The 14335-nt window shown below is 38.0% G+C and carries 14 protein-coding genes; all 14 read left to right on the forward strand.

All coding sequences use genetic code 11. From position 1 onward, the window contains the following. Window positions 1-12: 12 nt before the first annotated feature. The 14 genes from FRZ67_RS23460 (at window position 13) to FRZ67_RS21365 (ending at window position 14325) form a co-directional block, all read left to right on the forward strand. On the forward strand, window positions 13-390 hold the full coding sequence (locus tag FRZ67_RS23460) for an HYC_CC_PP family protein (protein ID WP_158638424.1): 378 nt from the start codon (window positions 13-15) through the stop codon (window positions 388-390). Window positions 391-532: 142 nt separating this feature from the next. Next, window positions 533-898 (forward strand): heavy-metal-associated domain-containing protein, encoded by a 366-nt coding sequence (locus tag FRZ67_RS21305; RefSeq protein ID WP_147192588.1) that lies wholly within the window; start codon window positions 533-535, stop codon window positions 896-898. A gap of 181 nt (window positions 899-1079) precedes the next feature. After that, window positions 1080-1403: a heavy metal-binding domain-containing protein gene (locus tag FRZ67_RS21310; protein WP_147192589.1), complete on the forward strand. Its 324-nt coding sequence runs from the start codon at window positions 1080-1082 to the stop codon at window positions 1401-1403. A gap of 33 nt (window positions 1404-1436) precedes the next feature. Then, window positions 1437-1712 (forward strand): heavy metal-binding domain-containing protein, encoded by a 276-nt coding sequence (locus FRZ67_RS21315; protein ID WP_147192590.1) that lies wholly within the window; start codon window positions 1437-1439, stop codon window positions 1710-1712. An 80-nt stretch (window positions 1713-1792) separates the two neighbouring features. Beyond that, entirely contained in the window at window positions 1793-3070 is a 1278-nt protein-coding gene (locus tag FRZ67_RS21320; protein ID WP_147192591.1) for an efflux RND transporter permease subunit, read from the forward strand. Window positions 3071-3198: 128 nt separating this feature from the next. Then, window positions 3199-5118 carry an efflux RND transporter permease subunit gene (locus tag FRZ67_RS21325; RefSeq protein ID WP_147192592.1) on the forward strand — a complete coding sequence of 640 codons (1920 nt, stop codon included), beginning with the start codon at window positions 3199-3201 and terminating at the stop codon, window positions 5116-5118. 10 nt (window positions 5119-5128) lie between these two features. Next, window positions 5129-6373 (forward strand): TolC family protein, encoded by a 1245-nt coding sequence (locus tag FRZ67_RS21330; RefSeq protein ID WP_147192593.1) that lies wholly within the window; start codon window positions 5129-5131, stop codon window positions 6371-6373. 6 nt (window positions 6374-6379) lie between these two features. Further along, on the forward strand, window positions 6380-7621 hold the full coding sequence (locus FRZ67_RS21335) for a heavy metal-binding domain-containing protein (protein WP_225975430.1): 1242 nt from the start codon (window positions 6380-6382) through the stop codon (window positions 7619-7621). A 6-nt stretch (window positions 7622-7627) separates the two neighbouring features. After that, entirely contained in the window at window positions 7628-8923 is a 1296-nt protein-coding gene (locus tag FRZ67_RS21340; protein ID WP_147192594.1) for an efflux RND transporter periplasmic adaptor subunit, read from the forward strand. A gap of 113 nt (window positions 8924-9036) precedes the next feature. Beyond that, entirely contained in the window at window positions 9037-9489 is a 453-nt protein-coding gene (locus tag FRZ67_RS21345) for an HYC_CC_PP family protein (RefSeq protein ID WP_147192595.1), read from the forward strand. An 80-nt stretch (window positions 9490-9569) separates the two neighbouring features. After that, complete coding sequence (locus tag FRZ67_RS21350; protein ID WP_147192596.1) at window positions 9570-10094, forward strand: DUF3347 domain-containing protein; 525 nt, start codon at window positions 9570-9572, stop codon at window positions 10092-10094. Between the two features lie 80 nt (window positions 10095-10174). Next, entirely contained in the window at window positions 10175-10789 is a 615-nt protein-coding gene (locus tag FRZ67_RS21355; RefSeq protein ID WP_147192597.1) for a DUF3347 domain-containing protein, read from the forward strand. 233 nt (window positions 10790-11022) lie between these two features. Further along, window positions 11023-11487 (forward strand): heme-binding domain-containing protein, encoded by a 465-nt coding sequence (locus tag FRZ67_RS21360; protein ID WP_147192598.1) that lies wholly within the window; start codon window positions 11023-11025, stop codon window positions 11485-11487. Window positions 11488-11577: 90 nt separating this feature from the next. Beyond that, on the forward strand, window positions 11578-14325 hold the full coding sequence (locus FRZ67_RS21365) for a multicopper oxidase domain-containing protein (protein ID WP_225975431.1): 2748 nt from the start codon (window positions 11578-11580) through the stop codon (window positions 14323-14325). The last annotated feature ends 10 nt before the right edge of the window (window positions 14326-14335 follow it).

Raw genomic sequence — 14335 nt, forward strand, 5'->3', positions numbered from 1 at the left:
ATTGTATCGTAAATGAAAAAACTTGCTCTCATATTCATAATTGTAGTTTACATGCTTTCAATTGCTGGCATGGCTGTAAACCAGTTTTATTGTTGTGGCAAGTTATCTTCTGAGAGCTTATCGTTTCTCGGGAGTAAGCAAAAAGAAAACAATGATGCATCAGACTGTTGTAAAACCACCCATCAATATTTTAAGATAAAGGATGCACACATTTCTTCCGATCACATCACATCTCCCGAAAAATATTTTACTGTTATTCAAACAACGTTTCCTCTATTTGAGTTTACTGCACCTGTTATATTGCAGGCTGTATCTGCAAATAATGTTAATGCCCCTCCTTTATTAGCAGGCAATCCGATTTATATTTTCAACTGCACCTATAGAATTTAATACCCTGAACCTTACTTCTTTCGATCTTCATCAGGATCGGTGAACTGTATTCTTTTAGTTATTATTTCTTCTCATTAAAATTAACATAAGCGTTTCGTTGGTTCGATGCTTATGTAATTTTTTACTTCTAAAAATTTATAAAATGAAAACGTTTAAACTATTGTTAGCAGCAATAGTATTGCTTGCAACAACTTCTGCTGCGCATGCGCAGAGTGACAAATCTCAAAGAACAATTGGTATTAAAACACAAAACATTAAAGTGCTTGGCACATGCGATATGGATAAACGCCGCATTGAAAATTCCGCTTATAAAATTGATGGAATAAAATCAGCAGTGTGGGATTTAAATACACAAACACTCACAATTAAATACAGTGTTTTTAAAAAAGATGCGCCGGATAATGCACAGAAAACAATTGCATCGCTCGGTAACGACACTGAAAAATATAAGGCAGATGACACTGCTTATATGAACTTACCCGAATGCTGCCATTATCGTAAAAGCTAATAGTTATTACAAGGAGCAACATTTAGTAAGGCTTTTTGCAGTATGCTGAAACGCGAATCAACATCACAAGAGTGTGACTCAACAAGAGTTTCCTAGTAGCAATGCTGTTTAGCTAATAAAAAAATTAACCACACTAAATGTTGCTCCCATTAACAATTAACCATACAAAATCAAAAAAAGCATGAAACATGTAATCGTCTTATTAATCATTTTAACAGCATCAGTTTCTTCTTATGCGCAACAAAAAGATACGACAGCAAAAAAAGAATCAGACAGCATTGTAATCTATACCTGTGGTATGCATCCTGAAGTAAAAGCAAACAAACCCGGCAGATGTCCTGATTGCGGTATGGGATTGATAGCAAAGAAAATAAAAGTGGAGGCAAAAAAGACTTACACCTGCACGATGCATCCTGAAGTGATAAGCGACAAGCCGGGTAAATGTTCAAAATGTGGAATGGATCTGGTGGAGAAAAAAATAACTGATAATAAAACTCCGATGTAACAACTATTTTATTTATTCAAAAACACAACACACATGAAGCAAGCAATCGCAGCATCTATGCTTTTAACTGCAACAGTTTTTGCAGCCTGCAGCAGTGGCAGTTCTTCGGCAACAACAAAAGATACCGCTGCAACATCCACAACCGTAACTGACACTTCAAAATCAATGATTGCATCTGTAAAGTACACCTGCAAAATGCATCCTGAAATTATTAGCGATACTGCCGGTAAATGTCCAAAATGCGGAATGGACATGGTGCCAATGACCGACAGTATGATGAAGATGAGCAAAGACAGCATGATGAAATAGCATCAATGGCAATGAGCAATCCGGGTTTATTGAAACTTTGAGATTGCTCATTACCTCTTACCAATTGTAAATCACAAAACATGGTTAACCGATTAATCGAACTCTCCCTGCGTAATAGGCTTATCGTGGTAATTGTTGCGATGGGCTTGTTGGGTTGGGGTATCTATAACATTCAGCGCAATCCTGTTGATGCGATTCCTGACCTGAGCGAAAACCAGGTGATTGTTTTTACAGAGTGGATGGGGCAAAGCCCTCAGATCATCGAAGACCAGGTAACATATCCTTTAGTGAGTAATCTGCAGGGCGTGCCTAAAGTAAAAAACATCCGCGGCACTTCTATGTTCGGGATGAGCTTTGTGTATGTTGTATTTGATGATGACGTAGATATTTATTGGGCACGAACAAGAGTGCTTGAAAGATTAAGTTATGCGCAACGTTTACTACCGCAAGGTGTAACGCCAACACTCGGTCCTGATGGTACAGGTGTGGGACATATTTTCTGGTATCATCTCGATGCTCCAAAAATTGATTTGGGTGAACAACGGGCACTACAGGATTGGTATGTAAAGTTTGCGTTACAAACAGTTCCCGGTGTTGCAGAAGTTGCATCATTCGGAGGATTTGAAAGACAATACCAGTTAGTTATTGATCCCGTAAAGCTGCAGTTCTATAATCTTTCTATGATGGATATAATGAACAAAGTAAAAGCGAATAACAATGATGTGGGCGGAAGAAAATTTGAAATGAGCAACATGGCATATATCATTCGCGGATTGGGTTACATAAAGAATGTTGGGGATATAGAAAACATCGCACTCGGCAATAACAATGGCATACCTGTTCGTGTAAAAGATATTGGTACAGTGCAAATGGGTCCTGATCTGCGTCTTGGCATTTTTGATGCAAATGGTGAAGGTGAGGTTGTCGGTGGTATTGTGGTGATGCGATATGGGGAGAATGCGGATAAAGTAATCAGTGATGTAAAGAAAAAAATGGGCGACATACAAAAAGGATTACCGGAAGGAGTTGGTTTCAAAATAGATTATGATCGCAGTGAACTCATCGAAGCAGCCATCGCCAACATCAAAGACAAATTGATAGAAGAAATAAGCATTGTATGTATTATCGTAATTGTTTTTCTGCTGCATTGGCGAAGCGCATTAAGCATCATTATTCAAATACCCATAACCATTGCCATCAGCTTTATTTTGCTTAATGCCTTTGGTTTATCCTCCAACATTATGTCATTGACGGGGATTGCATTAGCCATCGGTGTTATTGTGGATAATGGCATTATCATGAGTGAGAATGCATACAGGAATTTATCGGAGTGGCAGAACAGTAATGATCCCGGCTAATCACTATAAATAAAACTTCTGTTGCGTCGCACTCTTGTACTTTCTGTTCAATATTGAACTGAACGATGAAGTGAGTGACACAACAGGCGATGACAAGAATTGCAAATGCCTGCTCAAAAAAATAATTTATGCTAAAAAATAAGTCATATAAAAAAATACCCAACGATGTTCGAATGAATATCATCGAGCGTGCCTGTAAACAGGTTTCGCGTGGTGTATTTTTTTCAACAGTTATTATCATCACATCTTTTCTTCCTGTATTCTTATTAACGGGACAAGAAGGAAAATTATTCGGTCCGTTGGCATACACAAAAACATTCATCATGATAGTGGATGCGTTATTGGTTGTTACACTTGCACCGGTGCTGATCTCATTTTTTATGCGTGGCAGGTTTCGCCCTGAAAGCGCTAACCCTGTTAATCACTTTCTTGAAAGAGTGTATGAGCCGATAGTTCATCTTTGCATCAAATGGCGCAAAACAACTATTGCTGTCATGCTTATTGCGCTTGGTATCAGTATTCCAATGGTAATGAGTTTGGGTACAGAGTTTATGCCGCCATTAGATGAAGGGACCATTCTTTTTATGCCTGTTACATTACCAGATGTATCAAACAGTGAAGTGAAACGCATTTTACAGGTACAGGATAAAATTCTTGCATCGGTACCCGAAGTAAAGTCAGTGTTGGGCAAAGCAGGCAGAGCGAATACTGCAACGGATAATTCACCTATAAGCATGATTGAAACTATTCTCATGCTGAAACCAAAAGATCAGTGGCGCAAGGGAATGACAAAGGATAGTATCATTAACGAACTCAATAGTAAACTACAAATACCAGGTGTAACAAATGGGTGGACACAACCAATCATCAATCGCATCAACATGCTTTCGACAGGTATAAGAACCGATGTTGGTGTAAAAGTGTATGGCCAAAATCTCGACAGCATCTATGCTTTCTCGCAGGTAATAAAAAAAGAATTACAAGGTATAAATGGCGTGAAGGATTTATATGTAGAACCAATAACAGGCGGCAAGTATATTGATGTAAATATTAAGCGTGATGAAATTGCCCGTTATGATTTAAGTGTAGATGATGTAAATGCTGTAATTGAAACTGCATTGGGCGGAGCAAAAATAACAACAACTGTTGAAGGTCGCCAGCGCTTTTCTGTTAACGCCAGATTTGGACAAGATTACCGCAATAATATAGAATCATTGAAACGTTTGCAAATTCAAACAATGAGTTTTGGTCCAATCCCGCTGCAGGCTGTTGCCGATATCAAAATCACAGAAGGTCCGCCCATGATCAATTCTGAGAATGCTTTGTTACGCGGTACTGTTTTATTCAATGTGCGTGAAAGAGATTTGGGAAGCACTGTATCTGAAGCACAACAAAAACTAAATGATGCAATTGGCAAAATGCCGAAAGGCTATTTTATCGAGTGGAGCGGACAGTACGAAAACCTTATCCGCAGTGAGCAAACGTTGAAGCTTATTACGCCGATTGTGCTTATTGTTATTTTCATCAGTATGTACTTTGCTTTTCATTCTGCACGCGAAGCCTTGCTTAGTTTGATAACGCTTCCTTTTGCTTTGATTGGCGGCGCCTACATGATCTGGTTTTGGGGTGTGAATTTATCCGTGGCTGTTGCTGTTGGTTTTATTGCATTGTTTGGACTCGCGGTTGAAACAAATATCGTAATGGTTATTTATCTCAATGATGCCATGCAACAACTGATTGCAAAAAAAGGAAATTCAAGAGAAACAATTACAAAGGATGATTTACGCGAATACACTATACAAGGTGCAGCAAAAAGACTGCGCCCCAAAATAATGACAGTAAGCGTCTCACTGTTCGCACTCGTTCCCATTCTCTGGAGCAGCGGTGTAGGCAGCGATGTAATGAAGCCAATCGTATTGCCGATGGTTGGTGGTGTTATCACTTCAGCGATTTACATTTTACTGGTTACTCCACTCATCTTTTTAATGAGCAAAGAATATGAATTGAAGAAATATGGAAAGATTGCTGTAGCAGAAATAAAGCATTAAAATCAAAAACATGAAAACAGGTTTTATAATTATACTGTGTTTGTTATATGAAGTATCATCAGCACAAACTTTAAAGCTGCAGGATATTCTTGACAGCATTCAACTTTCTTATCCATCGCTTAAAATGTATGATGCAGAAATTCAATCACTCGATGCAGCGGCAAAAGGTGCAAGAAGCTGGATGTCGCCGCAAGTTTCAACAGGATTGTGGATGGTGCCTTATAATGTAAATCTCTGGAAGAGAGACGGAGCGGGTAATACAGGCATGGGACAATATATGATTAGCGCCGAGCAAATGTTTCCCAACAAAAAATTAAATGATGCCAATGAAGCATATATGAAAGCCATGTCATCCGTTGAAAAGGAAAATAAACAGGCAACATTAAATGAATTATTTGCTGCGGCAAAGAACAATTATTATGAATGGATCATTATCGAAAGAAAATTATCAGTGCTTTCAGAAGGCGGGAAACTCTTACAATTTATGATCACCAATGCAGAAACAAGGTATAAGAATGGTTTAGGAAAAATAAGTGCATATTATAAAGCAAAAGCATCACAGGGAGATATTGAAAATATGCGTGTGGAATTTGAAAATGAGATAGTGCAAAAAAAAATTGCAATAAATACACTGATGAACCGTGATAAATTAATTGATTTTTCTGTGGATACAAATTATGCAATGAGCGACTACTCAAGCACTGTATTTGACAGCAGTTTGTTTTATGCCAGCCGTAGCGATTTAAAAGCAATAGACAAAAATATAGCGCTTACCTACCTGCAACAAAATGTAGAGAAAGCAAATCAAAAACCGCAGTTTGGTGTAAGATATGATCACATGTTTGGCTTTGGCGGCTTCCCCATGCAATATACGCTGATGGGAATGATGAAGGTACCAATCAACTGGTCAACAAGAATGAATAAGGCAAATATTGAAAGTTTAAAATGGAAAGCTGAGTCGCTTGAAAATCAAAAAGTATCAATTGCAAATGAATATTCAGGAATGGCTTATCAAATGCAGCAAAATATTATCACAAAGAAAAAGCAGATAGCATTGTTTGAGAAAAACATTATCCCCGCGCTAAGAAAAAATTATGAAAGTATGTTGCTGGGATATGAACAAAATACAGAGGAGTTATTCGAACTCTATGATGCCTGGGAAACACTCAACAATATGCAGCTCGAATACCTTGATCAATTGCAACAGTTATTAAGCATGCAAACTGATCTTGAAAAATTACAGGAAATAAAATAGTGTGAAATGAAGAAAATATTGTGGATATACTCTTTAGTTATAACAGCTTTGCTTGTGCAGGCATGCAGCAGTAAACAAATCAAAGAGGAAAAAACTGCAGCATCATCAGAAGATTTGTACACCTGTTCCATGCATCCGCAGATACTCGAACATCATCCAGGCAATTGCCCTATCTGCGGAATGACGCTTATTAAAAAGAATGCAGCACCTGTCGCTCTCAATAATATTGAACTTGAATCTTTATTGAAACCTGCAAATGAATTTGTAGTGTCTTCGTTGACTGTAACAACAGCTGAGGAAAAAAATATGAACATTCCTGTAAAAGTTTACGGCACTGTTGAGTATGATACAAGAGCAGCAGGTTCAATTTCGGCAAGGGTTTCAGGTCGTATTGAAAAATTGTACCTGCGCTATCGTTACCAGCAGGTAGAAGAAGGACAAAAGATAATGGACATATACAGTCCTGAGTTACTTACTGCTCAACAAAATTTGCTATTCCTTTTAAAGAGTGATGCAGATAATATTTCGTTCATAGATGCTGCAAAACAAAAATTGTTATTGCTTGGTATGAGCGAAACAGAATTGAATAAAGTTGTACAAACCGGCAAACCACTATTTACCGTAAGTGTGTATAGTAATTACAGCGGCCATGTGCACGATGCGGGAATGAATAATGATGTTGCCAGCAGTGACATGAAAAATAATGCATCTCTTACGGAGGAGCTTTATCTCAAAGAAGGAATGTATGTGCAAAAAGGGCAAACATTATTTATGATTATGAACCATCACCAGGTTTGGGCTGCCTTGCAAATTTTTCCAAATGAACAATCGCTTGTAAAAAAAGGGGACACTGTACACATCCTTCCTGAAACAGATACAACCGCTGTAATAAATGGAGAGATAGATTTTATTGAACCGTTTTTTCGTGGCAACAGTAAAACACTTACGGTAAGGGTGTACTTTCATAACATGAATATGTTGCCCATCGGCAGTCATGTAACTGCAAATATTTATTCATATACTGTGCACGGGTTATGGCTTCCGGTTTCTGCCGTTCTCTCGCTTGGCGCAAATGAAATAGCTTTTAAAAAAGAAGATGGAGGATTTGCCGCGCATAAAATAACAACTGGTATTCGCTTAAATAACTATGTTCAAATTCTATCGGGGCTTAATATTACGGATACAGTTGCCGCAAATGCGCAATATTTGGTAGACAGTGAAAGCTTTATTAAAATCTCTTCAAAATAAATTGGTATGAAGAAAAATGATTTAAAATATTTTGAAACAAGCAACGGGAATGCTATTCATCGTCCCTTGCGTCCCACACTTGTACTGTTGATTCTTTGTGCAGCTTTTTTTTCAGTATTACTTTTATCATCCTGCAAACAAAAAAAGCAAACAACAGCTTCAGCGGTTAATAAAGATGTTTATTATACCTGCAGCATGCATCCGCAGGTACATGAAGATCATCCGGGCAATTGCCCCATCTGTGGCATGAAATTAATCGCAGTACCAAAAACAGGCACAAGTGAAACAACACAAATTCATTTAAGCGCCGAACAAATAAGACTTGGTAACATTCAGGTTGATACTATCAGGAACGGAAGCATTGGAGATAAAATGACACTTACAGGCACATTGAATTTTAACCAGGATAAACTTTCATCCGTCAGTGCAAGAGTGGAAGGAAGAATTGAAAGATTATATTTTAAAAACATTGGCGACTATGTGCATAAAGGAGATAAGCTTTATGATCTCTACAGTGAACAACTCAACAACGCAAAACAGGAATATATAACAGCTTTGCAGCAGGAAAATTCCATTGGGAATTCAATTATCAATTATCATGCATTAGTTGAAAGCGCCAAAAATAAATTGATGTTATGGGGAATGACAAATGAGCAAATCAGTCAGCTTGTTCAAGATAAGCAAACCTCAACACTTACCTCTTTTTACAGCAACGAAGCAGGATATATTACAACACTGAATGTAAAAGAAGGGGATTATGTAATGGACGGTGGCACAGTTGTACAGCTTGCAAATCTTTCCACACTTTGGGCAGAAGCACAGGTATATACTACTCAAATGTCCACACTTAATAAAAGTGAAGATGTGAATGTGCAAATACCTGATTTGAATAATCAGAACATCAATGGTAAAATTGATTTTGTGAATCCCGAAATCAATCCTGATACACGTATTAGTGTAATGCGTGTTACTATTCCAAACATCAGTAATCAACTGCATCCGGGTATGCCGGTTTATATTATTGTAAACAATAAGGAGCATAATTCCATTACACTTCCTGTTGATGCAGTCTTAACAGACAGCAAAGGCTCAACAGTTTGGGTGCAAACTCATGCAAATGTTTATGAAATACGAATGGTGCAAACAGGTATCAATGACGGCAATGCGGTTGAGATAATTTCGGGATTAAAAACAGGTGATATAGTAGTTACAGAAGGGGCGTATTTAATAAACAGCGAATATATCTTTGAACATGGCGCTAATCCGATGGCAGGAATGGATATGAGCAATATGAAAATGTAAAAATTGGATTAATCTTTGTTGAGAAGGAGTTATTAATGACAAAAGTTTTGTAAACCTTTCTCATAATTATGTAAAGGATTTGTTTTAAACCCGGTTACCTTTGGCTTTATTAAATGAAGAATATCAGGTCCATACAATTAAAAGCAGCGTTTCTGATGGTGATTTTCTCCCTGAATATCATCGTTGGCTTTGCTTGTGCCATGGGTTTGGATATGGGCTTTAATTCTCATCATCATGACGAAGAAGCAACAATAGCTGATAATCATTCTCACAAGCACTATAAGTCACATCATCACGATGAGGCCGATAGTCGCAATAGTTCAAAAGAAGGCAAAGACAATTGCTGTAATGATAAAGTAACCAAGTTTGCCCAATTAGATAAATCAGTACCGCAGGGTTATAGTGCCGATATTAACCCGGCGTTTTTTACTTCGTTCGTTTCTGTATTTTATCAAACCAATATTTTTTCTCTTTATTCAAAAGACACAAGTATTAAGTACTTCGTCCGAAGTTCCCCGCCTACCATACCGGACATTCGCATAGCAATTCAGAGTTTCCTGATTTGATTTAATGTTTTGAATTATTTCTTTCATGACGAATATCGTCATGCTATTAATTATTTTATTCAAAACATTAATCAATTAAAATGAAATCGAAGATTCACAGGCACAAAAGCTCATCAATTTTTACCATTTGCAAAAAGATATTTTTTGCAGTTGTCATATTCTCTACTTTATTTATACAAAAAACATTCGCGCAGGATAATCAATCACAGCCCTCTCAATTACTCACTTCATATTACGGTATTAAAGACGCTTTAACTGCCGGTAATGCTGATGCTGCTTCAGCAAGCGCAACAGCCTTTTTAAAAGCTATTAATAGCGTCGATAGTAAAGTAATCGCTCAGGACAAACTTGCAGCCTTACAAAAAGATGCGGGTGCAATCGAGCAGATGAAAGATATCAAACATCAGCGCGAACATTTTGCAGGCTTATCAGCAAACATGCTTGCCGTGGCAAAGTCAGCGAAGCTTTCAGCACAACCGGTGTATGCATTATATTGTCCTATGAAAAAGTCTTATTGGCTAAGCAGTGATAGGACAGTCAAAAACCCATATTTCGGCAGTGCCATGCTTAGTTGTGGAAGCATAACTGAAACACTCAATCAGTAATCATTTCAAAAAACAGGTGTTGGGCATTCTTGCCCTGCATCCTGCTGCATTTATTTATTATTAAATCAAAAGTAAAAATTATGAAAAAGTATTTTGCGATAACATTAGCAATTGCTGTAGTAGCATTGGCAGCCTGTAACAGCAGTAATAATAATTCAACAGCCAGCCAAACCGATGCAAATAAAGATACCACAGCAGCAGTGCATCAAACGCAAGACACAATGCCTGCAGGCATGAACATGAACAATACAACAACTGTTTCTGTTAAGGATGTAATTGCTGCTTACCTTCAAATGAAAAATGCTTTTACCAATGATAATACAAACGATGCCGCCACAGCGGGAAAAAATTTGCAGGCTGCATTTATCAATTTAGATACAAAAACTTTGTCGGCAGACCAGCAAAAAACTATTAATGATATAACCGACGATGCAAAAGAACACGCAGAACATATTGGTGCAAATGGTGGAAACATTGCACATCAAAGAGAACATTTTGATCTGCTGAGCAAAGACATGGCAGACCTGGTAAAAACTTTGGGTACAGGCGGGCAAACGCTCTACAAAGATTTTTGCCCCATGTATAACAATAAGAAAGGTGCATACTGGCTTAGTGAAACAAAGGAAATAAAAAATCCGTACCTCGGTAAAGCAATGCCTGCGTGCGGTGTAATGAAAGAAGAAATAAAACAATAAGTAATAGTAAGTGCCAATAATAAATCACATAGATTTTTTTGGTGCAAGCTGCATCGCCCTGATTAAGCTTTGTTGCGTCGCATTCCGTTCATCGTTCGGATTAATAATTAAGCAAGTTTAAATACTTGTTGCAGCAAAGAGTTCAGGACGTACAGAAGTGCGACGCAACAGGCGATGCCACAACGAACTTTAGCCGGGAGCAAAAAAAGTGAAAAAAATTTGATGATGAATACATGAAACGCATAAAAAAAATATCACTGGTCTTATTGGTCTTGCTTATTGCAATTCAGTTTTTACATCCTGCACGTAATGAAAGTTTGCAACAACTGCCAACAGATATTGCAACAAATTACAAAGTTCCTGATAGCGTGTTTAGGATTTTAAAAACCGCTTGTTATGATTGCCACAGCAATAACACAAGATACCCGTGGTACTCAAATATTCAACCAATGGCATGGATGATGGCAAACCACATCAGCAACGGAAAAGAAGAACTTAATTTTAGCGAGTTTGGTGGTTACAGCATTCGCAGGCAAACGAGCAAATTTAAAAGTATTGCAGACCAGGTTAAAGATGATGCAATGCCATTGTGGTCGTATGAATTGATGCACAAAGACGCAAACTTATCTGATGATGAAAAAAAATTAATAATGAACTGGGCGCAAATCCTAGAGGACAGTTTATCTGCAAACAATTAATAGTTAATGCAAAAAATAAAACAAATACTGATAAAAATTTTCAAAGCAATCTTCATTAGAAAAAAAGATTGTTGCAAATAAAATTATTTGATGATGAAAAAAATAATGATGATTGTGGTTATGCTTATGGCTTATTCTTTTGTGCATGCGCAAAATATGCCGGGCATGAACATGAATAAAGAAGATACAGTAAAAACAAAAACCACCAGTTACTATACCTGTGTAATGCATCCTGAAATTCATGCGTCCAAACCGGGCAATTGCCCCAAGTGCGGAATGACATTGTATAAAAAAACCGTAACAGTAAAAGTTCCTGTAACGAAATCAAAAACAGATACTCCAAACAATACACATACAGATACTTCAATGCACATGGATTCGAGGACCGATACCGCGAAAGAAATGGGCGACATGAAGATGCCTGCCCGTTCCGAAGGCGGGAATGACACTACTCATAACAATAATGATATGGGTAATATGAATATGCCTGTGATTAAAACAGCAACAGCGAAGCGTGTAATAAAATCAGCGCCACCTAAAACGGTGCATTATGATTTATACGTTAAAGACACTACTGTAAACTTTGCAGGAAAAAATAAAAGAGCCATCGCAGTAAACGGGCAAATTCCCATGCCCACACTCACTTTCACGGAGGGTGATACTGCGGAAATACTTGTGCATAACGAAATGGATGAAGAAACATCGCTGCACTGGCATGGTTTGATGTTGCCCAATAAAGAAGATGGCGTTCCATACATTACGCAAATGCCTATAAAACCGCATTCAACTTACCTGTACAGATTTCCCATTATACAAAATGGTACGCACTGGTATCACAGTCACACTGAATTACAGGAGCAGATTGGTATGTATGGTTCTTTGATCTTAAATAAAAAAAGTGATGACAGCACATTCCGCGAAGGCATTGATGATTTGCCAACCATTCCAATTGTATTAAGCGAATGGCTGAATATGAAACCCGAAGAAGCACAACGCAGTTTGCATTATCAAACAGACTGGTTTGCCATTCAAAAGGGAACAACACAATCTTACAGTGAGGCTATTGGAAGCGGCAACTTAAAAACAAAACTTACCAATGAATGGAAACGCATGAATGCAATGGACGTAAGTGATATAGCTTATGACAAATTTTTAATCAATGGAAAAAATCAGTATGACCAACCACAATTCAAAGCAGGAGATAAAGTAAGACTAAGAATTGCAAACGGCGGCGCATCAAGTTATTTCTGGCTTACATATTCAGGCGGGAAAATTGCAGTTGTTGCCAACGATGGCAATGATGTAGAACCTGTGGAGGTGGACAGGTTGATTATTGGAGTTTCTGAAACTTATGATGTTGTTGTTACCATTCCCGATAACATGAGTTATGAATTTTTGGCAACGCCGGAAGACCGCACAAAGTCTGCATCGCTTTGGCTGGGCAGTGGTATGAAAATGCCCGCTTCAAGATTGCCGAAACTAAAATATTTTGAAGGCATGAAAATGATGAACCAGATGATGAAAATGAATGGAGATCTTGACCCTTCTTCTATGGGCGACATGCAAATGAGCAATCAAACAATGGATATGAATGCAGTAATGTATCCTGAAATTACCGGTGAAGAAGAAAGTCATAAAAAAATGAAAATGCCTGTCCGTTCGTCAGGCGGAGATACTATGCAGCAGCACAATGAACATAACAATCACTCCATGCAAATGCCTGACAACAACAGCATGCCGGGCATGGATATGGGTGGAAGTGGCGACATTGTTACGCTCAACTACGGTATGTTACGAGCTACTCATAAAACAACTTTGCCCGATGGTCCTGTAAAAGAATTGCACTTTAATTTAACCGGAAACATGAACCGCTATGTGTGGAGTATTGATAACAAAGTAGTTTCTGAAGCAGATAAAATTCTAATTAAAAAAGGTGAAAATGTAAGGATCATCATGTACAACAACAGCATGATGCGCCACCCGATGCATCTACATGGACATGACTTTCGGGTGCTTAATGGGCAAGGTGATTATGCGCCTCTAAAAAATGTTTTAGACATTATGCCAATGGAAAGAGACACAATAGAATTTGCAGCAAACACAAGCGGAGACTGGTTCTTCCATTGCCATATTCTATACCACATGATGAGTGGAATGGGTAGAGTTTTCAGTTATACAAATGTTGATACTGCTACTGCACCTTCGATTACAGATGCCAAACTTGCGCAGCGCAAATTATTTGCAGATGATCGAATGTTTCATTTTATGGCAAAGGCTGGTTTGGAAACAAATGGCAGCGATGGTTCTGCAATGTTTGCAAATACAAGATGGAAATTAAGCACACTATGGCATTTAGGTTATCACTCAGAACATGGCTTTGAAAGTGAAACTATGTTTGGAAGATACCTTGGCAAAATGCAATGGATATATCCTTATGTAGGTTTCGATTATCACTACAAAACAGAAGGTCCGAATGCAAAAGGTATTTTCGACTGGCAGCACAGCCCTAAAAATATTTTTGGAAACAATGCAGATGAAAAAAACCTGTTTGGACAAACAAGTAATAAAAATGACAGACATACTGCTGTTGCGGGCATTGCATTTACGTTGCCTACATTAACCATTGCAGATTTTCGTGTAGATGGCGATGGAAAATTACGCTTCCAATTATCAAGAGAAGATCTTGCAGTTACGCCACGCCTGCGCTTTAGTTGGATGATCAACACAGATAAGGAATATACTGTGGGTCTTAGATACATAGCCACAAAATATATTTCCCTTTCATCTCATTACGACAGCGACATGGGCTTAGGCGCAGGAGTAACATTTACTTATTAAAGTACCAATC

The organism is Panacibacter ginsenosidivorans, assembly GCF_007971225.1.
Classification (GTDB): domain Bacteria; phylum Bacteroidota; class Bacteroidia; order Chitinophagales; family Chitinophagaceae; genus Panacibacter; species Panacibacter ginsenosidivorans.